The organism is Mucilaginibacter frigoritolerans, from assembly GCF_007830615.1.
Lineage (GTDB): Bacteria > Bacteroidota > Bacteroidia > Sphingobacteriales > Sphingobacteriaceae > Mucilaginibacter > Mucilaginibacter frigoritolerans.
Map to the genome: position 1 here is coordinate 32,827 of NZ_VLLI01000002.1, position 20,953 is coordinate 53,779.

The following is a 20,953-nucleotide window of genomic DNA, read 5'->3' on the forward strand; positions in this document are numbered from 1 at the left end:
TAAAATTGTACACCAATTACAATTATTAAACCGGAATATGAAAAAAACACTTTCCATCATTGCCGCCTGCCTTTTACTTGGCAGCGCAGCTTTTTCACAAACCCCAAAAATCCCGATTGAAAACGGCTGGGAATTTCATGAATATAATGGTTCAAAACCTGAACTAACCGAATGGCGAAGCGCCACCGTGCCAGGGCTTATCCATACAGACCTGTTGGCGTATAAGCTGATACCCGATCCCTTTTATCGTGACAATGAAAAAAAGGTGCAATGGGTATCCGATGCAGACTGGGAATATCGCAAAACGATATCAGCCGATCAAAGCCTGTTGAAGCATAAACACATCGACCTGGTTTTCGAAGGTCTGAACACCGTTGCTGATGTTTCTTTGAACGGTAAGCTGATATTACATGCGGATAATATGTTCCGTGAATGGCGTGTGGATATTAAATCATACCTGAAACAAGGAAACAATACCTTAGCCATCATTTTTCATCGCATCAAACCCGAGCTGGCCCGGCTTGATAAGGCACACCCTGAAGAGAAGGAGGGCGCAGATACCAGCGCGGTAGCCAAAATGTTCGACGCCGGAAATAAGAGCTATGTGCGTAAGGCAGCCTACGAAGGCGGCTGGGACTGGGGGCCGAACATAGTTACCTGCGGTATCTGGCGGTCAGTATACCTCCAATGCTGGGAAAATGAAAGGATCGAGAACATCGGCATACAGCAAAGCGATATCAGTACACAGGCCGCACATATCAATGTTGATGTGAGGGTGCTTTCAACTGTGAAAGCCGATGCCACCCTGAAAGTAGAATATGCGCAGGGCAGTCAAACTAAATCTTTTAGCTATCCTGTTACCCTGCATACAGGTATCAACGAAATCAGCTACCCTATTGATATTGCGAACCCCAAATTGTGGTACCCTAATGGTTACGGCAAACAGGATATGTATCATTTTAAAGCAACTTTACTTACCGGCGGTCATGTGGCTGATGTGGTTTCTACCCGGTCGGGCCTGCGTTCGGTAAGACTGAATCTTGACCGTGATTCACTGGGGCGCAAGTTTGAATTTATCGTAAACGGTATACCTGTATTTGCAAAAGGCGCCAGTGTAATACCATTTGACCACTTTCCTACGCGGATGACTGCAGAACGTTACCGCCGCTTCCTACAGGCCGGGGCCGATGCGCACATGAACATGATGCGGCTGTGGGGTGGTGGTTACTATGAAACACAGGAATTTTACGACCTATGCGACGAGTTAGGCATTATGGTATGGCAGGACTTTATGTTCGCCAATGCAGTGCCGCCGTCGTTCTTAAAAGAGAACATTGCCAAAGAGATTGATTACCAGGTGCGGCGGCTGCGCAATCACCCCTGCATCGCGGTTTGGTGCGGCAATAATGAGATCAGTGTTTTCATGGAAAACCCAGATCCTGACTTCATCCCGGATGCATTTAAACCTATGTTTCAGAAACTGGCGGCAACGCGTACCTCAAAAACGTATACAGATTACCTGGAGATATTCGGCTATTTCATTCCGGGCATTGTAAACAAGATTACGCCTGAAATACCTTATACTTCCAGTTCACCGACATCAGATTTCGAGCGCCAAAGGCCCAATTTTATTTCCGGCGACAGGCATAATTACAATGTGTGGTGGAATAATAAGACCATTGAGGAACAGGCCAATTATAAAGACCGCTTTGTGAGCGAAACGGGTATCCAGGGTTTCCCGGATATGGCCACCATCAATGCCTTTACCGAACCGGGCGACCGTTCAGCGACATCGGCCATCATGAACGCCCATCAAAAGAACGCCAGTGTAAATGGTAATACGGTTATCGAGAAGATCATCAAAACAGAATATAAAGATCCCGCTGATTTTGCCACATTCGATTACCTGGCACAGCTGGTACAGGGTGAAAGCCTGAAAATATATGCCGAAGCCATGCGCCGCCGCAGGCCATTCTCCATGGGCTTCCTGTACTGGCAATTGAACGATAGCTGGCCGGTAATTTCATGGGCAACAACGGACTATTACGGCCGCCCAAAAGCCGGTATGTATATGGCGAAACACTTTTTTGAGCCGGTACTGGTATCGCCGCATGAGGAAGACGGGAAGATCAATATTTACGTAGTATCTGATCGCACTGCAAACGAAGATGCATCACTGAATGTGAGACTAATGGATTTTAGCGGCAAGGTTTTGTGGAGTAAAAAAATTCCATGTAAGGTTAAGGCACTTTCAAGCGAAATAGCATTAAGCATTTCGAAAGATGAGCTGGCGGGGGCAAATTACGACCCTGAAAAGAGCTTTGTTTCGGCGAAACTGGTAAATGCTAATGGCGATATCCTATCATCAAATGACCTTTATTTTAAAAGGCCGAAAGATTTAAAGTATGCTAAATCTTCTATCCAAACTGACCTGTCGAAACAGGGCGATAATTATGTGTTAAAGATCACGAGCAATGCCCTGGCGCCAAGGGTGGGGATCACCTTTGGTGATGAAAATGTTTGGTTGTCCGACAATTATATCGATGTGCTGCCGAATGAGCCGGTTCTGATAACTGTCAAAAGTAAAGCATCGCTTGAGCAGCTAAAATCAGTATTAAAAGTAACTGCCCTGGATCAGCTGTGATCCAGGAAATATCTAACCAATTAATATTATTTGTATGACAAAGCTTAACAGAAAAAGATTTATCAATAAAGGCGCCAATTTGCCTTTTTTAAAACCTGCCGCCATGATGTTTTTATGCCTGCTTTTCTCGGCATCAGCATTCACACAAAGTAAACACGACACGACGAGCTATATCCAGACGCTTAATATCAAAACAGGAAAAATTGATACGATATTAGTTGCTAAAGGCGATTTTGAAGCACCCAACTGGCATCCTGACAATTACCTCGTTGTTAACTTTAGAGGCAAAATTTACAAGCTGGACCTTGCTACCAAAGCATTAACTGAAATTAACACCGGGGCACTTAATCAAATCATGGACGACCACGGGCTTTCGCCGGGTGGCAAATGGATAGCAATAACCAGTTTCGACACAGGAAACGCTGGACAAAAAGTTTATAAATTTTCTATTTCTATCGTCCCTGCGGGTGGCGGGCAACCTAAGAAAATAACAACCTCCCAGGATCTTTCTTTCTGGCATGGATGGAGCCCCGATGGCAAGACCATAGCCTATTGCGGAGGGGACTTTAGCAACCTGGATGTTTACACCATACCGGTGGAAGGAGGCACGCCGAAGAGACTAACTGACGCCCCAGGGTTAGATGATGGACCCGATTATTCTCCTGACGGCAAGTATATATATTTCCACTCCTACCGTAGTGGCCGTATGCAAATTTGGCGTATGCACACTGATGGCTCGCAACAAGAGCAAATGACCTTTGATGAAAATGCCAACTGGTTTCCGCATCCATCACCAGATAATAAATCCATCGCTTATATAGCCTATACTACCGATCAAAAACAACTTCACCCGTTTGGTAAAGATGTTAAACTTCGTTTAATGGATCTCAAAACAAAAACTGTTAAAGATATAACGCCTGTGTTTTATGGTGGAGCGGGCACCATCAATACACCATCGTGGAGCCCTGACAGTAAAAAGGTTGCTTTTGTAAGTTATTCGGTTAAATAATGTTAAAACAGAATTGATATGAACAGAAACACATTTTTAAAACAAACCGGCATGCTCGCCGCCGCAGGCTTGCTGTACCCGGCACTTAGCCGCGCAGCCGGTATTATTATGCCTAAAACCAGCGATGCTATTGGCCTGCAGTTGTATACCGTTGGCAGCTTGATGGATGCCGACACTAAAGGCACCCTGCAAAAGCTGGCGGCAATTGGTTATAAGAATCTGGAAAGCGCCAGTGGCTCAAAAGGGCTTTACTATGGCTACAAACCCAAGGAATTTGCCAGTATGGTAAAAGACATGGGGATGACCTGGCGCAGCGGACATGTGGGGGGAGTGCCTTTTACCTTACCCATGTTGATGAAACTAGCCACTACCGCGAAAGACTCGGCCCAAATACAGAAGTATGCACCCATGATTGCACGCATGCCCAAAGGGGCCAACCTGCAGGACAATGCACAGCAATTAGCCGACGAAGCAGCGGAGGGCGGTTTGGAATACCTTGTATGCGCTGCAATACCAACAAAAACGATGGACGATGTTAAAATTGCAGTGGATGTGTTTGGCAAAGCAGGGGAAGCATGCAAGAAAGCCGGAGTGCAGTTTGCGTTTCACAACCATAGCTTTGAGTTTGTGCCGATAAATGGGGTATTGCCTTATGATTACATAATGGCCAATACCGACAAAGATTTGGTAAAGAGTGAAGTTGACCTTGGCTGGGCAACCGTTGCCGGGCAGAACCCTGTTGAGATATTTAAGAAATATCACGGCAGGATACCGCTTTGGCATGCGAAGGATATGGATAAAATCACAAAAGAGCCCACAGAGATCGGCAGCGGTTACGTTGATTTTAAACCAATTTTTGATGCCAGACATCTATCGGGAATGAAGTACTTCTTTATTGAACAGGACGCGGAGGGAGCCCCAACAACAATGGAAAACGTTACCAACGACTACAACAATTTGAAAAAAGTGCTGGCATAGGCACAACTATTTGCAAACGGGGAACCGCGTCTAACCGGCATTACAGGTTTTTGCCCTTGCGGTCCGGTAACATGAAAACATAATCAAATACTAATTTAAGACACTCAAATAAATCAAAAAATGAAAAAAGCAACACTAATTAATTTAATGGCCGTGATCCTGATAGTAATCGCGACAAAAGCGAATGCACAAACGCAAACAAATTATTATATCGGCAAATGGGATGTGCTGGTAAAAGGCCTGCCAAATGGGGATACGCATATGAAGTTTAATATTGCCGACTCGGCAGGCCATACGAAAGGTGTGCTGTTAGATACCACCGCCGCGCATAAGGATATACCGCTGACCAAAATTGAACAGGATGGCGACAAGATCACCTTGTATTTTAACGCACAGGGTTATGATGTGAGCCTGCTTTTGGCAAAGAAAGATGACGACCATGCAACTGGCAGCCTGATGGGCATGTTTGATGCTAATGCCATTCGTATGAAAGAAAAATAGTAATTTCATAGCGATGGATTTTAAATCCATCGCTATGAAATACGTCAAAATTATGAAATACCTCATCATTGTCCTATTGTTCCCACTGGCGTTACAGGCGCAAGTTGTTACCAATCAACGGCTTTTTGACACCATACCCTTTATCCCCGAACACACCCCGCTGCGTTTGGCTCAATTTGCAAAAGAGCCGATAGTAACGGGCAGGGTCATTTTTCTGGGCAACAGCATTACCGAAATGGGTAACTGGAAAAAGGCAACCGGTGATACCACCGTTATCAACCGGGGCATAGGCGGCGATATCACTTACGGAGTTTTGAAACGCCTTAAGGATATTACCGACCGACAGCCCTCCAAAGTTTTTCTGCTGATTGGCATTAACGACATTGGCAAGGACATTCCGGAAGCGGTGATTGCCGACAATGATCTCAAAATTGTAAAGGAAATACATGCCCAATGCCCGCAAACCCGTATTTATGTAGAAAGTGTACTGCCCGTTAATTCAACCGTAAACAACTTCCCTCAGCATTATGATAAGGAAGAACATGTATTGGCCCTCAATAAATTGCTGCGAGCCAATGCAGCAGCCGGTAACTATACTTATGTAGACATCTTTCACCTGTTTGCCGATGCTAATGGCCGACTTAAAAGTGAATACACTTACGAAGGGCTGCATCTTAAGCCACCAGCTTATGATATTTGGGTGGCATACCTCAGGAAGATGGGATATTTGTAAAACTGCCAATGGGGAGTAAATACCGATTAGGTGGTTTCATTTAACTCTTTCTGTATCGCCTTGTTGGTAGCATTGTTTGTCGGTGATGTCATTTTAAGAATGAATCAAAACGCCCTATGATATAGAAGCTTTATTTTAGAGGAAGTGTAAATTTAAAAGTGCTACCTTTGCCAGGTTCGCTTTCGGCCCAAATCTTCCCATTATGCCTGTTAATAATTTCCGCACACAGGTAAAGGCCGATGCCAAAACCGGCTATTTTTTCTGTTTCCTTACTTTCCACGCGGTAATGGGGCAAAAAAAGTTTTTGAATATCCGCAGCCGCAATACCAAGTCCCTGATCCCTGACCCTTACTTCTACATTATTATCATGTAACACACAACCTATTTCAATCTCAGCGGTTTTATCAGAATATTTTGCGGCATTGCTCAGCAGATTTACCAAAACCTGTTCTATTTTTTCCCGGTCGGCATTGACATTTACGGTATGGCGGGGATTGATTACTATATGATGAGTGGACGTTATAAATAACGTTTCTTCAACTACTTCATTGATTAATGAATCAAGCCTGAAAACTTCTTTTTTGAGATGTATCTTACCAGCCTCGGCTCCCGACAGATTAAGCAGACTGTTAATCATATTGAGCATTTTCTTAACCTGCTTATCCACTTTTGACAATGCCCCTATTGTAAAATTGTCTTTCTGTTTCTTTGCCCAGTTATTTAGCATCTGTACATAAGCCTTCAGTGCGGTAAGTGGTGTTTTTAGCTCATGACTAACCATGCCTATAAATTTACTCCGCCTCAAGTCACTTTGCTTCTGTTCTGTAATATCCATGATGATGCCGGAGAAATAGCAATCGCTCGCAGTCGGACTACTAAATCCGCCGGTTACGCTCAACCATTTTTGTTTGCGATGAGAAATACCAATAATTGGAAACTCAATATAAAGGGGAATTCGTTTTTTAAAGACAGTTTCAATGGCCTCCACCGCACTTTTCCGGTGTCTATCAACCACCTTTGACATCGCATCCTCAAAAGACATCTCTTCTTCCGGTAAAAAACCAAAGAGTTCTTTGGTACGGTTGGAGGGAAGGAATTGTCCGGATGCCGGATCCATGATCCAGATACCTACATTGGCAGAATCGAGCGCAATCTCCGCCATATCTGCCGACTTAAAAGGTTTAATTAAATTGGAAGCCGTATTGTCTTCTGGAAGCTCCTTCCCGCTACTATTTTTATTCATCATCAATCCTCACATACCATTTCATGATAAAAACACACTATTTATCCCGATATATGAATGCAGTTAATCACTATACAGTTATAACGGCTTCTTATCTGAATTATTTCCAAAAAAAAACACCCTCCGCCAGGGAGGGTGCTCACAATAATTTATAGTATTTTAAGCTACTTTTACATTTACTGCGTTAGGACCTTTACGGCCTTCCTCAACGTCAAAATTAACAACGTTATTCTCACGAATATTGTCAATTAAGCCTGTAGAGTGAACAAAAATCTCGCTTCCACCATTCTCTGGTGTAATAAATCCGAATCCTTTTGTTTCATTAAAAAATTTTACTGTTCCTTGTTGCATTATATTGTTATATTAATAAGTTGACAAGGTAGGTATAAATATCCGGATATTTTTCCTTTTGGTAAAAATATTTAATAATTATTTAATTCAACTAAAGTGGATAGCTGTAAAAACAACAAAAATTTTAGGGGTTAATCATCACCTGTACCCTAACTGGCACAGGTGGCGCGGGTATAAAGCGATGTCAGATGGATGGTGTAAGCATATTTTTGCAACTTAATTTCCGCCCACTCTGGATTAAACCTTATTGACGAAGACCATCAGTTCGGGCGCAACTGCACCCATTTGTAAATTATGATTATATGACTTTTTGTAACATCAAGGATAAAAAACACTCTAGATGCCGCCTTTTCTACACTTAATTAAAAAGAAGGGGTAATTCTCCGTAATTTCTGTGATTTCGAATAATCCGGCGTGGTTAAATTCTTTGTGGATTGATTCCTTGTCGTAGAAAAACATGTTGACGCCGCCAAATAGTTCATAACGATCCTCGCTTAGTAATTTACCTTTGCCATAGGTAGGCGCATCTTTGGATATCACGGTGAAAACCATGTAGCCATTTGTTGCAAGCTGGTTGTAGCAGTCGGCAATTAGCTTTTGCCTCTCGTTGCTATCTAATAAATGAATCAAAGCATAACAAAATATACCATCGTACAGGCAGTTATCAAAGGGCATATCCGTTACAGAACCATGATAGATGGTCATCTCCTTTCCGTAATGTTTTCTGGCCATTTCAATAGCTGTTTTTGATATCTCAATGCCGGTTACTGTTATGCCATTTTCTTTAAAAGTTTGCGCATTCCGTCCGTAGCCAATTCCCGGAATAAGCATATTTTTCACTGCTTTCTCAACAAAAAAATCTTTCGTTAATACCGCAGAATGGGATGGTTCAAAGCCCCACATTTCCTGCTTTTCGCTAAAGCTCGACTCCCAAAATTCGGGTTTTTCGTTTTCCTCCATCATCTGTCCTCAGAGTGCTATAAATTATTTAAGAAACTCCTGCTAATCAGTCCAAAGTGCGCCCACAGGTTTGGCAGGTAAAACTATCAACCTGAAACAACTCTAATTTCATTTAGCAATATTAAGAATTTCCGAAACTTGTAAGCCGGTTTGTTGGACTGAAACTGACAAAGGTTTTTAATTTTTACACCACAAAAACAAATAGATAAAACCCCTATATAACAGCAAGTGCGGCAGGTGTTATATAGGGTATTTTGTATCGATAAACACTAACTGGCGTTGGTAATAACTACAACAGTATTATGCTTGTGTTTTCACCAGTTGTATATCAAAGTGCCGTTTAATCTCATCGCCAATTTATTTCCGTTTAATGAGGTATACTTGTGTTAGGTATCCGCCAGGAATCACCATATAAACCATTTAAAGATTTACTAATATCAGGAGGATAGCTATGCTTGGTTTAAACTATGCTGCTTATGCCATTATGAATCCGGCTTGCAAAATTGAAAAACAGTTGTGATGAACAATATCCGGCGAGAGAGTGTTACTTACAGATTGCCGATAAAGGTAAGCGTAGAAATTGCAGGAAAAGATTTATAAGCCGTTATGCAAATATTAAACTTTAATACAAACAACCGATGATCAACAGGAGAACTTTTATAAAAAACAGCTCGCTTTTAGCCCTCGCTGTTCCCTTGCGTAAACTCTCATTGCCCGCATTTAACCGGGTTAAATTGCGCGATTTCGGCATCCAGCTTTATATGGTGAGGGATGCCATGGAAAAAGATACACCCGGCACTTTAGGGCTGTTAGGCGAAATGGGCTACACCCAGATAGAAAGTTACAGCGGCAGTAAAGGCATGTTTTGGGGTTTGAGCAATATTGAATTTAAGAAGCTGGCCAACGGCAATGGCCTCAACCTTATATCGTCCCACTATAAGGACAGTGATATGCCTTTTGAGAAGCAGGCAGCAATGGCAGCCGAAACAGGCATGAAATACCTGATATGCCCCTGGAAAGGTCCGCAGAAATCAATAGATAATTTTAAGCACATAGCCGACGATTTTAACCACAGGGGACAGATTTGTAAAAAACATGGCTTACGCTTTGGCTATCACCCGCACGATTATCCTTATAAAACGGTTAACGGCCAGTTACCCATTAACGTTTTGCTTGACCATACGGACCCGGCATTGGTAGATTTTGAAATGGACTTTTACTATACCGTAACCGAGGGACTGGATCCCGAAGCTTATTTAAACAAGTACAAAAAACGTTTCAGGCTTTGCCACATGCGGGATGTATTAAAACAAAGATTACCGGCCGGCGATAAAGAAGAATCTGCCTGCGATTTGGGCCAGGGCATTATTGACTACCCACACCTGATTAAAACCGCCCTTGCCAATGGCATGAAATATTTTTTTGTAGAACAATCGCGCTACTTTAATGAAACCCAACTTCAAAGCGCCGGAGTTAATGCACATTATATGAAAAATTTAGTGTTGTAAAGATTGTGGCGGATGGTGATCGTTCAGCAACAAATTATAATTGATAATAATATAGCGCTATACGTTCAATAGTTAAGAGGGCATCTTTGTTGGGCGAACGGGAGGGAATTAAGGTTAGCTTAAATTGACTGTCGGACCAGTTTGGCTGATTATGCAACTGGCTAAATACTTCGCCAACATCAAAAACACGGTCCTGCCCTGCTCCATCATTAGCCGAACTTTCGCCAAGTCCGTATAAGGCCATTGATCCTACATAGTTCTTCTCTTCTGATTTATCTTCCTGATCAAGGTTTAGATATATATCAATAACGGGTACCAAATCATTTCCCCGCATATTTTCAAAAAGTAAAGAAAGGCTATGCCCTGAATTAAATCCGGTGGAACGAAACTGGCTCAATGACTCATCGATATCATTATGATTCACGAAGTCAATTACAATGGTCTGAACATCTCCCTTCCATGAAAAGTTATCAGTTGAAGCAATAAGTTGTGAAATTCGATATGTGGACATTGCTACCTGTTTTAAATATAGCGATGGATTTAAAATCTTGAGTGTTCGAAACATCCAAAAAAATTAGCCTTGTCATTCTGAACAGAGTGAAGAATCTTCTGCGCATTTCAGGTGGGCGATATGCAAGGTGTACACCTGTTTAATGAAGAAGATCCTTCGCTACGCTCAAGGATGACAATCTATTTTAATCTTTTAAAACCCATCGCTATGCTATTAATAAAACACACTTTAGTTAATAAAGTTTATCACAATATACCAATAATAAATAACGTAGCAGCTACAACCATCCAGGCATACCCGGTAAACTTACTGGTGTGTGGCAATAAATAGCGGTCATGAATAATAACTGCTGTTACTATAAACATAAGCGGGATGTTGTGGTGGGCCAACACTAATGCAGCCATAGGAACCCAACAGGTATTGAAACAATTGAATCCCATTTTTACCCCGTAAAACAAACTATCCAAAAACAAATGCCAACCCTGGATACGAATGGGTGCTGTTTGGCCGCATTTAGTCATCTTTATGGGCCTGCCCGGATGCCAGATGAAAACAGCAGCCAGTAGAAACCCTGATGCCGTAATTAAAGCACTTGCAAAATGAGACAAATCACCGATTATCAAATTCAAAAAAAACGACAATAAAAGAAACATGACTCCAACGGCTGTCCATGTTATAATATACCCTATCAGGAATCCCCCAATCCCTAAATCCATATCTTTTCGTTTAACCGAAAAGGCTACGTGTTTTATAGGCTCGTTAAGCAAGGGAAACATCATCGCTACCACCATTATCATCCAGGGCAGCAATCCGGTTCTAATAGTTGTCAATATCCTTGAAGAAACAGGTTCCTCCTTCCATACAGCATGTAATTCAAATGGCGAATGGCCTAATACTTTAACAATTCCCCTGGGTGTGCAATAGGTAATCATACTTAAATGCCCGGTTTGATGAGCATTAGTAAATAAATTACCAACTATTAAAACCCAGGCAAATAAGCTCAAAAACCAGGCCCACCACTCGGGATGTTTTATTATTAACATCCGCATTTTTTCTGCAGGGAAGGAGAAACTATTGCTGTTGGCTGCTACGCCGGCATCTGCACTCATTCGCTATAAACACTTATGCGGCCAATGTTTACAGAAGCATCCGCATCAACCGCGCGTGATGGTTCAATACTTACATCCAGTTGTTGGTCTTTCCAATTTGGCGAACTGCGCAGTTTATTCACAAGGTCACTAATATCTAAAGCATAATGTTGTCCGCTTCCTGACTGGTGCACGCTTGGAGTGGAAGCTTCTTCAACCCCGAAGAAACTTACAGACCCGGCATAGTAGGATTCTTTATCTCCGCCATTTTGCGGCTCATTCAAATAAACGTCGTAAATAGGAGGGACACCTTTACCCGTAACATTTTCAAAGTGTAAAATAGTTAATGCGGGTTTACTAACAGCCGAATTGGTGGTAGCCGCAAGATTTACCGCTTTTTGGGGAGAAGCGTTTAAACCAAGATGGGCAACTGTTTTTGCGGAGCCTAAAGTTACTCCCTGGTTGGTGGCCGCAGTGATCTCTAAAGGTGTAGAGAAATCAGCATTTTGTAATGCATTTGCAGTTCTAAGTGTTGGCCCGCCCACAGGTACTCCCTGATAGGTATAGCCCGATAATACCTGCCTGGTATCTTCCACTTGTTTTGATGTAAATTGGGCACTTTGGCCGGCAGCATTATGGAAATAAAAATTATAATCTAACCAGGATGATTTATTTGGATTTATACGACCACCAGCCATGTTGAGCCACACCTGCCATAACCTGTCTATATTGGCATGATGTAGCCAGAAAATAGGATCTAATGCGGCAGTCCTCGGATCGCCCATTGCGCCGCCAATAGCAACATGCACCATATCATGCGGCAGGCTTTCCAGCTGGCCGTGCGTTCCGCCGCTGTGCGAAAATCCGGTTTCAGGTCCGCCAAAGCCAAGGGGAGAAGTGCGGCCATCCCCTGTATAAGGTATCGTATTTAATGCGCCCAGGGTTACATATCTGGGGGGTATAGTGTCACTTACCCGTCCGGTAATCCATAAGCCATTTGTGGCGTTATTAGGATTGGTAAATGCCGGGGGAATGGTACGTGCGTTAGGATTAGATGTATCGCTATAATTCCAATACGGTAAGGCCCAGTCTGCCGGACCTCCCAGCTTAACAATAGTGGCTGCCACTATTTGCTCAAAATAGGCCAGGTACATTCTGTGCCATGGAAGGAAGAACCATGACCCATGCTGACACTGATTCCAATATTGGTTCTGTTCTGTTTGACTGGGCAAAGGTGCCGCGCCTCGCCAGAAAGATAAGCTGGCATTAAATCCATGCATGGCTGCCTGGTAATTCCAGCTGGTTGGATCGGTTGTTGGCCGTTTTTTCATTTCGACAACGGCTTTTGAGTACCAGGCCAGGGTAGTGTCTCCGGCAGGAAGCAGGTATACGTTTTTGCGCTCTTTCATAATGTGATTGGATTAAGATTTAGGTATATATTTTATAATGTGTAGTTTCTTTAGTAATTGCTTAATAAACAATAGCTGTCCTTAAGCCAACTGATTTTAGTTGTTAGTACGGTATGAGCAATTTTTAAGGCCGCTCCAGTATTACCTTGTATGTTGTTGTTTGGGCAAAACCTCCCCAAATAACTTTGAGGTGAGCAACATCGTAGTTAAATTCGTCTGTTCCCTGATCGCCCCTGGGATCGGACCCAATTGCATTCTTGATAGCATCTTCAATAGACACTTCTGATTGCCCTTTAAATGATTTTTTTGCTGCCATTTAATTAAGGTTTAGGTAGTAAATAAAAAAATGGATTTGAATAGCATAAATGTAGGCTTACTTCAATCAATAAAAAAGGGTGAAAACACCCGTTTTTGATGTATTTTCACCTATACACTAATAAAGGTTTACTGATTGGTGCAGAAAACTTGAGTGTGGACACTCAAAATAGGAATCAGTCAAGAGGGACTCTTGACCGGGCGGTTTTTTTTGAAAGAGAAAGCTTGATATTACATTATCTTTTATTAATAAATCAGGATTGAAATTGAACTTTTAGCGACACTTTTTGAACGTTGGCCTATCGGCTCACTTGAATCAGGGGATTACCTTTGATCTACAATCAAATATTAGAAAAATGACACCAACATTCACTTTAAAAAGTAACGAATTAGGCGGGCAGTTAAACCACGAACAATATTCCAATGGTATGGGCTTCACCGGGCAGAACCGCTCGCCTCAGCTTTACTGGGAGAACGCACCGAAAGACACAAAGGCTTTTGCCTTGACCATGTATGACCTCGATGCGCCAACAGGCAGTGGGTTCTGGCATTGGGTTGCATTCAATATCCCATCTAATGTTAATGAACTGCTATCAGATGCCGGCGACCCGGCGAAAAATTTAATACCGGGAAATGTGATACAAAGTAATACAGACATGGGTACTCCCGGTTATGCCGGAGCCGCACCACCAGAAGGCCCAGCCCACCGATATTTGATCACCGTTTATGCTCTTGCCCAAGAAATTGAACTGGATCAGAACGCTACGCCTGCCTATGTAGGATTCAACCTTCATTACGCTACACTTGCTAAAGCTTCTTTACTGGTTTACGGACAAAAGCATTAAATTAGCGTTACATGAAACAAGCGGAACCTATCTCCATTTTTAGCTATCAGGCGGAAGGAACCAGCATCAAGAACAGGATCACACTTCAGCAAAACCTTTTTAGTTTTTTGCTGGAGGGTGAGAAAACTGTTTATTATGCTGGCAAAACGATAGGTATAATACCCGGCCAATTTCTGCTGCTTGCCGGAGGCAACTGCCTAATGAGCGAAAAAATAGTTGCCCCACGCGGCAAATACCGAAGCATTTTGATCTCTTTTGATAACGGGGTACTTTCTGATTTTTTTACAAGGCAGCCAAACCTTTTGCGTATTCAAGCTGCCGAAATACCTGAAGAACCCATCTTGCGCTTTGAACAGGATGTCTTCCTCCGTAATTTTATCAGTTCGCTTGAACATTTGCTCGTTGGTAATCAAACCATTTCCCCTAATATGCAGCAATTAAAAGTGCATGAACTACTGCTTTATCTCTGCGAAAGTCATCCCGGTCAGTTACAAAAACTCCGGGGCATCAGCAAGGAAGCGGCTGATGATATCCTCATCAGGCAGGCGGTTAATGCCAATATTGATCATCCGGTAAGCATCGAAGAGCTGGCCTTTTTGTGTAATACAAGTCTATCCACCTTCAAACGACGCTTTGCCAGGATTTATAGCACCTCTCCCAGCAAATGGCTGCTGGAAAAAAGAATGCAAAAAGCTGCCAAACTCCTTAGGCAAGGAAACAGCACCGCCAGCGAGATCTATTATGAACTTGGTTACGAGAACTTATCCAGTTTTATACAATCCTTTAAGCAGGTACACGGCATCACACCAAAACAGTATCAGTTAAGCAATTAAAAAATGAACAAAGTATATTTTACCGCCTTAGCTGCATACAACAGTTGGGCGAATGATAAAGCTATGGCCTGGCTCGGCCAAATCAATGACACGCAGTGGGATCAATCTTTTTCCAGTAGTTTCGGCAGTATTAGACAGACTGCCGTCCATATTGTAAGTGCAGAAAAAATATGGATTGATTTCTGGACGAAAGCAATAACCCCAATTTATCTATCTTCTCATTTCGAAGGCTCTAAAAATGAGTTGATCAATCTCTGGAAAACCGCTTCAAGCGGGGTGCAAGATTTTATAAAAAATTGTCCGGAAGAAAACTATAACGATCCTGTCACATTTGTTTATCCCAGGGGCGGAATAGGCCAGCTGTTATACTGGCAAACTTTTGCACACAGCATGAATCACTCGACCTATCATCGTGGACAGTTGGTGAACCTCTTGCGCCAGGCAGGCTTCACTGAACTCTCTTCGATCGATCTGGCAACTTACTATTTGACACATGACAAATCTCCGTTAAATACATGAAAAGAATTTTGGGGAACAGCTTGGCCCCTGAGATCGGGAGCGTGGACGCTCTAACTCTTGCCCAGCTAAGCGGAAGAGGCTTAGCTGGGCGGATTATTGACTACCCCCATCTGATTAAAACCGCCATTGCCGATGGTATGAAATATTTTTTTGTGGAACAATCGCGCTACTTTAATGAAACCCAACTTCAAAGCCCCGGGGTTAATACACATTATATGAAAAACTTAGTGTTGTAAGCTGTTTCATGACGAGGGAGGTTGCTTATATGGGGTTGAGAACTTCATAAACACAGGGTTTATTTGGCCCGTTAGTAGTGTTATTATATTACTTCATCTATAAATATTCTATCTCTGGAGATTTCAATTGATGCGAATACTAATCATTTGTACCATTGTAGCAATAAGATCAGATAAAATGTGAATCTATTGACATAAGTATCATCTATTGGGTTTTATATTTGCCTGACACAAATGTCAAACGTTTTAGTAAGACAATGGCGACAAGAGATACAGGAACAGAACAATTAATCAAAGACACCGCAAAACAAATATTCTTTGCAGAAGGCAGGTTTAATGCCACCACTCAGGATATTGCCGATGCTGCAGGTGTTGCCAGAACGGTAATCAACTATTATTTCCGCTCCAAAGACATTCTTTTTCAGCAGGTGTTTAAGGAAGCTATGGCAGATACTGGAACTAAAATGAATGAAGTGCTGGGTTCAGATATGCCTTTCAAAAAGAAAGTTATTGCTTTTATTGATATGTTCACTGCTGAGCTAACCATGTACCCCTACAAGGAGTCTTTTTTAATCAGTGAAATAAATGCCCACGGATTCAGTTTACCCACAAAAGACTCCCCTCCGGGTATGCAGCAATTTTTAGAGGAAGTAAAACAGGCTGCTGACAACGGCGAGATTAAGAAAGTATCCCCTATTAATTTCATGATCAATATGTTATCGCTGGTGGCTTATCCCTTATTAACGCGCCGGTTATTTGAACGGATGCTTGAACTTGACGATACCAACTTTGAAAAACTGATGCAGGAAAGAAAGAAAATGATAATTGATATTTTATTTAGCTAATTTTTTTAACAAAAAACTGACGCAAGCGTCAAACCCATAAGTCAACTAATAAAAATCCAACCATTAAAAAAGATATGAATACAATACCTTATAAAATGAAAAAAAACTGGGCCGGATTGGCAATGCTTAGCACAGCGATCATTGCAATAAGCTCATGCGGCGGAAATGCCAATCAGGCTCCAGGCGCACAACAGCCTCCGGCGGCATACCAGGTATTTACCGTTACACCGCAATCTGCAACGCTCCATACCAGCTATCCTGCGGTAATGCAGGGCGAACAAACCATTGATATCCGCCCAAAAGTTGACGGCTATATTGAGAAAATTTATGTTGATGAAGGTTCAGTGGTTAAAAAGGGGCAACTATTGTTTAAACTTAACGCACCGGAATATGAACAAACGGTTATCAACTCCATTGCAGCAATAAATAGTGCAAAAGCAGATATAAATTCAGCAGAAATAGCAGTAAACAAGACCAAGCCGCTGGTTGAAAAAGGTATCATATCAGAATACGAACTGCAAACAGATCAAAATACCCTCGATACCAAACGGGCCGCATTGGCACAGGCTCAAACCACTTTGGCTACCGCTAAAGTAAACCTGGGCTATACTTACGTTACCAGCCCGGTAAATGGGGTTGTTGGTTCTATCCCTTACCGTTTGGGTAGCCTCATCACCAGTACCACAGCCAGTCCACTAACTACGGTAGCTAATATTGGTAAAGTGTATGCTTACTTTTCGTTAAATGAAAAGCAATTGCTGGAGTTCTCCCGCTCGGTAAAAGGCAGCACTTTGGATGAAAAATTAAAAAACACACCTGATGTTAATTTAGCGCTGGCCGATGGTTCTGCATACCCAGAAAAAGGACGCCTGGAAACCATTAGTGGTGTATTAAATACCACTACCGGTTCAGCAAGCTTTAGGGCTGCATTCCCCAATCCTTTGCATTTGTTAAGAAGCGGCAGCTCTGGAAATGTAGATATTCCGCAGGCATTAACTGATGCTGTGCTGGTACCCCAAAAGTCTGCTTATGAATTACAGGGTAAACATTTTGTATACATTTTGGGTGATAACAACCTGGTAAAAAATCAGGAGATACAAATAATGGAACTAACAGCGGGCCAATACTATGTGGTTACCGGAGGCCTCAAGGCAGGTGATAAAATAGTTTATGATGGAACTATCTCGCTGAAAGACTCAACCAAAATTAACCCTCAACCAATGGATGCCAACAAGGTTTACCAGGATCTAAAAAACTAATAAGATGATAAAGACATTCATTGAACGGCCGGTATTATCTACCGTTATATCGGTCATACTGGTTATTTTGGGACTCATCGGATTAATAGAACTGCCGATAACCCAATACCCGGATATTGCACCGCCTACTGTGGTGGTATCAGCTTCTTATTCTGGGGCTAATGCCGATGTGGTATTAACCAGTGTTATTGTTCCGCTGGAGGAACAGATTAACGGTGTGGAAGGCATGACTTACATGACTTCAACCGCTTCTGATGATGGTACGGCAAGTATTACCATTTTTTTTGCATTGGGTACCAATCCTGACATTGCGGCGGTAAACGTGCAAAACCGTGTTTCAAAGGCTGCGCCCTTGTTGCCTGCAGAAGTTACCCAGGCAGGTGTTACCACGCAGAAACAGCAGAGCAGCAATATCATGATATTTTCGCTGTCGAGCACCAACAAGTCGTATGATCAAACATTCTTACAGAACTATGCGAATATCAATTTGCTGCCGCAGATTAAAAGGATCACCGGTGTAGCCGATGCAACTGCTTTTGGCACCAAGGATTACTCTATGCGCATTTGGCTGAAACCAAGCGTAATGGCTGCCTATCACCTGATACCTGATGACATTAACACCGCCCTTGCGGAACAAAACGTGGATGCCGCACCGGGAAAGGTGGGCGAAAACAGCAATCAATCTTTCCAATATACCCTTAAGTATAAGGGCCGTTTAAAATCAGTGGCCGACTTTGAAAACATTGTAGTTAAGTCAACCAGCTCCGGGCAAACCTTGCTGCTAAAAGATGTGGCCCGCATAGAATTAGGCTCGCTTGACTATAGCGGCAACACTACTACTAACGGCAATCCATCCATCGGTATTGCTATATCACAGGTGGCGGGGTCAAATGCTCATTCGTTGATCAAGCAATGCGAAGCTACCATTGCCGAGGCATCCAAATCTTTTCCTCCCGGGGTAAAATATACTTCCTTGCTTAATGCAAATGATTTTCTGGATGAATCTATATCAAAAGTTATCCATACCCTTATTGAAGCCTTTATCCTGGTTTTTATTGTGGTATTTATATTCCTGCAGGATTTCCGTTCCACATTAATTCCGGCTATTGCGGTTCCGGTAGCTATAGTGGGTACGTTCTTTTTCTTAAACCTGTTTGGGTTCACCATTAACTTGCTCACCTTGTTTGCCATGGTGCTGGCTATTGGTATTGTGGTGGATGATGCCATTGTGGTGGTGGAGGCGGTACACGCCAAGCTGGATCAGGGCGCCAAATCGGGCAAGGAAGCATCCATCAGCGCCATGCGCGATATCAGCGGGGCCATTGTTTCCATTACATTGGTAATGGCGGCGGTATTTATCCCGGTATCATTTATCTCCGGTTCTTCGGGTGTATTTTATAAGCAATTTGGTTTAACGCTGGCTATCGCCATCATTATATCGGCAGTTAATGCTTTAACCTTGAGTCCGGCGCTGTGTGCCTTGTTTTTAAAGCCACATCCCGAAGGTGAACATAAAGACTCTGGCCTGGTACAGCGCTTTTATACTGCTTTTAACACAAGCTTTGAATCGGTAACCGGAAAATACAAACGTTCGGTACATTTCCTTGCCGGAAAAAAATGGCTTGCCGGACTTATCATTTTACTTTTTGCCGGTATTTTTTATCTGCTTATAAAAACCACGGCCACAGGCTTTGTGCCTAATGAGGACCAGGGTGTACTATTTGCCAACATCAGCTTACCGGTTGGTTCATCGCTGGAGCGAAGCACCGTAGTAGCCAAACAGGTTGAAGACATCATCAATAAATTACCGGAGGTTGAATCAACCTTAACTATTACCGGGCAAAGTTTTATTGCCGGGGCCGGTGGCTCATACGCCATGGTGGTAATCAAACTAAAACCATGGGACAAGCGCACCGGGAAAGGCGAGGACATCAACAGCTTAACCGGGCAGCTTTTTGGGATGACGGCGGGAATTAAAAATGCACAGGTCATCTTTTTTGCGCCGCCCACACTTCAGGGGTTTGGCTTAAGCAGCGGCTTTGAGTTTCAGCTGCAGGATAAAACAGGCGGCGATATCAATAAATTTAATGATATAAGCAACAAATTTATAGCTGAACTTGCCAGGCATAAGGAAGTTCAATACGCCACCACGTCGTTCAACACCAACTTTCCGCAGTACATGATCAATGTTAACGTAGCCAGGTGCCACCAGGCGGGCGTAACAGTAAATTCGGTATTGAGCACATTGCAGGGCTATTATGGCAGTGTTTATGCATCCAACTTTAACGAGTTTGGCAAGCAGTACCGCGTAATGATACAGGCCGATGCTATTTACCGCTCCAATACGGCCAGCTTAAATAATATTTATGTGCGCAGCGACAGCACCAGCGCCATGGTGCCCATCTCCGAATTTGTAACCCTTACCAAGGTTTACGGTCCGCAGTCTATCAACAGGTTTAACCTGTACACTTCTATTGATATACAGGGCGCACCAAATCCGGGTTATAGCTCGGGCGATGCCATTAAGGCCATTAATGAAGTAGCTGCAAAAACGCTGCCTGTAGGCTATGGTTTTGAATTTGCCGGAATAACCCGTGAAGAGATTGCCGGTGGCAGCCAAAGCGTTTACATCTTTATACTCTGTCTTATTTTTGTTTACTTTTTGCTTAGTGCACAGTACGAAAGTTATATCCTGCCATTTGCAGTGTTGCTATCCCTGCCTGTAGGTTTGGCCGGGGCATTCATCTTCGCGAATATATTTGGGGTAGAAAACAACATCTACTTACAAATCACCTTGATTATGCTCATTGGCTTATTGGCCAAAAATGCCATCCTTATCGTGGAGTTTGCGGTAACCCGCAGACGACATGGCTTATCGCTTATTGATGCCGCTATTGAGGGTGCAACCGCCAGGCTACGCCCCATATTGATGACTTCATTTGCCTTTATATTCGGCTTGCTTCCGTTGATGTTGTCGACCGGTGCGGGGGCAATAGGTAATAAGTCAATCGGTACGGGTGCAGTTGGGGGAATGCTTATCGGTACGTTGTTCGGGGTTTTTGTGATACCTATATTATTTATCGTTTTCCAGGGATTACAGGAAAAGATTAGCGGCAAACCGGATGTTCCGGCTGAAGAGCCAACAGTCAACTAAATTTTAAGCTTA

20 protein-coding genes are annotated in these 20,953 nt (G+C 42.9%); 13 read left to right on the forward strand and 7 right to left on the reverse strand.

The window, feature by feature from the left end:
* Positions 1-37 precede the first annotated feature (37 nt).
* From JN11_RS03555 to JN11_RS03575, 5 genes are all read left to right on the forward strand, one after another.
* The gene (locus JN11_RS03555) at positions 38-2,644 is read left to right on the forward strand and encodes a beta-mannosidase (RefSeq protein WP_170227681.1); all 2,607 of its coding nucleotides are present in this window, start codon (positions 38-40) and stop codon (positions 2,642-2,644) included.
* Positions 2,645-2,678: 34 nt separating this feature from the next.
* Positions 2,679-3,653, forward strand: a complete 975-nt coding sequence (locus JN11_RS03560) for a TolB family protein (RefSeq protein WP_144909718.1) — start codon at positions 2,679-2,681, stop codon at positions 3,651-3,653.
* Between the two features lie 18 nt (positions 3,654-3,671).
* Positions 3,672-4,631: a sugar phosphate isomerase/epimerase family protein gene (locus JN11_RS03565; protein WP_144909720.1), complete on the forward strand. Its 960-nt coding sequence runs from the start codon at positions 3,672-3,674 to the stop codon at positions 4,629-4,631.
* 120 nt (positions 4,632-4,751) lie between these two features.
* Complete coding sequence (locus JN11_RS03570) at positions 4,752-5,132, forward strand: hypothetical protein (protein WP_144909721.1); 381 nt, start codon at positions 4,752-4,754, stop codon at positions 5,130-5,132.
* Between the two features lie 34 nt (positions 5,133-5,166).
* Positions 5,167-5,865 carry a GDSL-type esterase/lipase family protein gene (locus JN11_RS03575; RefSeq protein WP_170227682.1) on the forward strand — a complete coding sequence of 233 codons (699 nt, stop codon included), beginning with the start codon at positions 5,167-5,169 and terminating at the stop codon, positions 5,863-5,865.
* A 130-nt stretch (positions 5,866-5,995) separates the two neighbouring features.
* Here the strand turns inward: JN11_RS03575 and JN11_RS03580 are convergent, their stop codons facing one another.
* From JN11_RS03580 to JN11_RS03590, 3 genes are all read right to left on the reverse strand, one after another.
* Positions 5,996-7,111, reverse strand: a complete 1,116-nt coding sequence (locus JN11_RS03580; protein WP_246138935.1) for a PAS domain-containing sensor histidine kinase — start codon at positions 7,109-7,111, stop codon at positions 5,996-5,998.
* A gap of 156 nt (positions 7,112-7,267) precedes the next feature.
* A complete protein-coding gene (locus tag JN11_RS03585; protein ID WP_144909724.1) occupies positions 7,268-7,459 on the reverse strand; it encodes a cold-shock protein in 192 nt (63 codons plus the stop codon).
* Positions 7,460-7,795: 336 nt separating this feature from the next.
* Positions 7,796-8,422 (reverse strand): class I SAM-dependent methyltransferase, encoded by a 627-nt coding sequence (locus JN11_RS03590; RefSeq protein WP_144909726.1) that lies wholly within the window; start codon positions 8,420-8,422, stop codon positions 7,796-7,798.
* 635 nt (positions 8,423-9,057) lie between these two features.
* Here JN11_RS03590 and JN11_RS03595 point away from each other — a divergent pair.
* Positions 9,058-9,927 (forward strand): sugar phosphate isomerase/epimerase family protein, encoded by an 870-nt coding sequence (locus tag JN11_RS03595; protein ID WP_144909728.1) that lies wholly within the window; start codon positions 9,058-9,060, stop codon positions 9,925-9,927.
* Positions 9,928-9,961: 34 nt separating this feature from the next.
* Here JN11_RS03595 and JN11_RS03600 read toward each other — a convergent pair whose 3' ends face one another.
* From JN11_RS03600 to JN11_RS03615, 4 genes are all read right to left on the reverse strand, one after another.
* Complete coding sequence (locus JN11_RS03600; RefSeq protein WP_144909730.1) at positions 9,962-10,438, reverse strand: DUF7868 domain-containing protein; 477 nt, start codon at positions 10,436-10,438, stop codon at positions 9,962-9,964.
* 245 nt (positions 10,439-10,683) lie between these two features.
* A complete protein-coding gene (locus JN11_RS03605) occupies positions 10,684-11,547 on the reverse strand; it encodes a copper chaperone (protein WP_144909732.1) in 864 nt (287 codons plus the stop codon).
* Positions 11,544-12,935 carry a tyrosinase family protein gene (locus JN11_RS03610; protein WP_144909734.1) on the reverse strand — a complete coding sequence of 464 codons (1,392 nt, stop codon included), beginning with the start codon at positions 12,933-12,935 and terminating at the stop codon, positions 11,544-11,546. The genes JN11_RS03605 and JN11_RS03610 overlap by 4 nt, the downstream gene beginning before the upstream one ends.
* Before the next feature lie 124 nt (positions 12,936-13,059).
* On the reverse strand, positions 13,060-13,251 hold the full coding sequence (locus JN11_RS03615) for a hypothetical protein (RefSeq protein WP_144909735.1): 192 nt from the start codon (positions 13,249-13,251) through the stop codon (positions 13,060-13,062).
* A 355-nt stretch (positions 13,252-13,606) separates the two neighbouring features.
* On the opposite strand from JN11_RS03615, the gene JN11_RS03620 reads away from it, so the two are divergent.
* The 7 genes from JN11_RS03620 (at position 13,607) to JN11_RS03650 (ending at position 20,941) form a co-directional block, all read left to right on the forward strand.
* On the forward strand, positions 13,607-14,095 hold the full coding sequence (locus JN11_RS03620) for a YbhB/YbcL family Raf kinase inhibitor-like protein (protein ID WP_144909737.1): 489 nt from the start codon (positions 13,607-13,609) through the stop codon (positions 14,093-14,095).
* 11 nt (positions 14,096-14,106) lie between these two features.
* The gene (locus JN11_RS03625; protein ID WP_144909739.1) at positions 14,107-14,928 is read left to right on the forward strand and encodes a helix-turn-helix domain-containing protein; all 822 of its coding nucleotides are present in this window, start codon (positions 14,107-14,109) and stop codon (positions 14,926-14,928) included.
* 3 nt (positions 14,929-14,931) lie between these two features.
* Complete coding sequence (locus JN11_RS03630) at positions 14,932-15,447, forward strand: DinB family protein (protein ID WP_144909741.1); 516 nt, start codon at positions 14,932-14,934, stop codon at positions 15,445-15,447.
* Entirely contained in the window at positions 15,444-15,683 is a 240-nt protein-coding gene (locus JN11_RS03635; protein ID WP_144909742.1) for a hypothetical protein, read from the forward strand. The genes JN11_RS03630 and JN11_RS03635 overlap by 4 nt, the downstream gene beginning before the upstream one ends.
* Positions 15,684-15,940: 257 nt before the next feature.
* On the forward strand, positions 15,941-16,528 hold the full coding sequence (locus tag JN11_RS03640; protein WP_144909744.1) for a TetR/AcrR family transcriptional regulator: 588 nt from the start codon (positions 15,941-15,943) through the stop codon (positions 16,526-16,528).
* Positions 16,529-16,602: 74 nt separating this feature from the next.
* Complete coding sequence (locus tag JN11_RS03645; RefSeq protein ID WP_211360637.1) at positions 16,603-17,787, forward strand: efflux RND transporter periplasmic adaptor subunit; 1,185 nt, start codon at positions 16,603-16,605, stop codon at positions 17,785-17,787.
* 4 nt (positions 17,788-17,791) lie between these two features.
* Positions 17,792-20,941 carry an efflux RND transporter permease subunit gene (locus tag JN11_RS03650; protein WP_144909747.1) on the forward strand — a complete coding sequence of 1,050 codons (3,150 nt, stop codon included), beginning with the start codon at positions 17,792-17,794 and terminating at the stop codon, positions 20,939-20,941.
* The last annotated feature ends 12 nt before the right edge of the window (positions 20,942-20,953 follow it).

What these genes read in the sequence shown, in the direction of transcription:
- JN11_RS03555 (WP_170227681.1), top strand. Translation starts at nt 38, where the DNA reads ATGAAAAAAACACTTTCCATCATTGCCGCCTGCCTTTTACTTGGCAGC.
- JN11_RS03560 (WP_144909718.1), top strand. Translation starts at nt 2,679, where the DNA reads ATGACAAAGCTTAACAGAAAAAGATTTATCAATAAAGGCGCCAATTTG.
- JN11_RS03565 (WP_144909720.1), top strand. Translation starts at nt 3,672, where the DNA reads ATGAACAGAAACACATTTTTAAAACAAACCGGCATGCTCGCCGCCGCA.
- JN11_RS03570 (WP_144909721.1), top strand. Translation starts at nt 4,752, where the DNA reads ATGAAAAAAGCAACACTAATTAATTTAATGGCCGTGATCCTGATAGTA.
- JN11_RS03575 (WP_170227682.1), top strand. Translation starts at nt 5,167, where the DNA reads ATGAAATACGTCAAAATTATGAAATACCTCATCATTGTCCTATTGTTC.
- JN11_RS03580 (WP_246138935.1), bottom strand. Translation starts at nt 7,111, where the DNA reads ATGATGAATAAAAATAGTAGCGGGAAGGAGCTTCCAGAAGACAATACG.
- JN11_RS03585 (WP_144909724.1), bottom strand. Translation starts at nt 7,459, where the DNA reads ATGCAACAAGGAACAGTAAAATTTTTTAATGAAACAAAAGGATTCGGA.
- JN11_RS03590 (WP_144909726.1), bottom strand. Translation starts at nt 8,422, where the DNA reads ATGATGGAGGAAAACGAAAAACCCGAATTTTGGGAGTCGAGCTTTAGC.
- JN11_RS03595 (WP_144909728.1), top strand. Translation starts at nt 9,058, where the DNA reads ATGATCAACAGGAGAACTTTTATAAAAAACAGCTCGCTTTTAGCCCTC.
- JN11_RS03600 (WP_144909730.1), bottom strand. Translation starts at nt 10,438, where the DNA reads ATGTCCACATATCGAATTTCACAACTTATTGCTTCAACTGATAACTTT.
- JN11_RS03605 (WP_144909732.1), bottom strand. Translation starts at nt 11,547, where the DNA reads ATGAGTGCAGATGCCGGCGTAGCAGCCAACAGCAATAGTTTCTCCTTC.
- JN11_RS03610 (WP_144909734.1), bottom strand. Translation starts at nt 12,935, where the DNA reads ATGAAAGAGCGCAAAAACGTATACCTGCTTCCTGCCGGAGACACTACC.
- JN11_RS03615 (WP_144909735.1), bottom strand. Translation starts at nt 13,251, where the DNA reads ATGGCAGCAAAAAAATCATTTAAAGGGCAATCAGAAGTGTCTATTGAA.
- JN11_RS03620 (WP_144909737.1), top strand. Translation starts at nt 13,607, where the DNA reads ATGACACCAACATTCACTTTAAAAAGTAACGAATTAGGCGGGCAGTTA.
- JN11_RS03625 (WP_144909739.1), top strand. Translation starts at nt 14,107, where the DNA reads ATGAAACAAGCGGAACCTATCTCCATTTTTAGCTATCAGGCGGAAGGA.
- JN11_RS03630 (WP_144909741.1), top strand. Translation starts at nt 14,932, where the DNA reads ATGAACAAAGTATATTTTACCGCCTTAGCTGCATACAACAGTTGGGCG.
- JN11_RS03635 (WP_144909742.1), top strand. Translation starts at nt 15,444, where the DNA reads ATGAAAAGAATTTTGGGGAACAGCTTGGCCCCTGAGATCGGGAGCGTG.
- JN11_RS03640 (WP_144909744.1), top strand. Translation starts at nt 15,941, where the DNA reads ATGGCGACAAGAGATACAGGAACAGAACAATTAATCAAAGACACCGCA.
- JN11_RS03645 (WP_211360637.1), top strand. Translation starts at nt 16,603, where the DNA reads ATGAATACAATACCTTATAAAATGAAAAAAAACTGGGCCGGATTGGCA.
- JN11_RS03650 (WP_144909747.1), top strand. Translation starts at nt 17,792, where the DNA reads ATGATAAAGACATTCATTGAACGGCCGGTATTATCTACCGTTATATCG.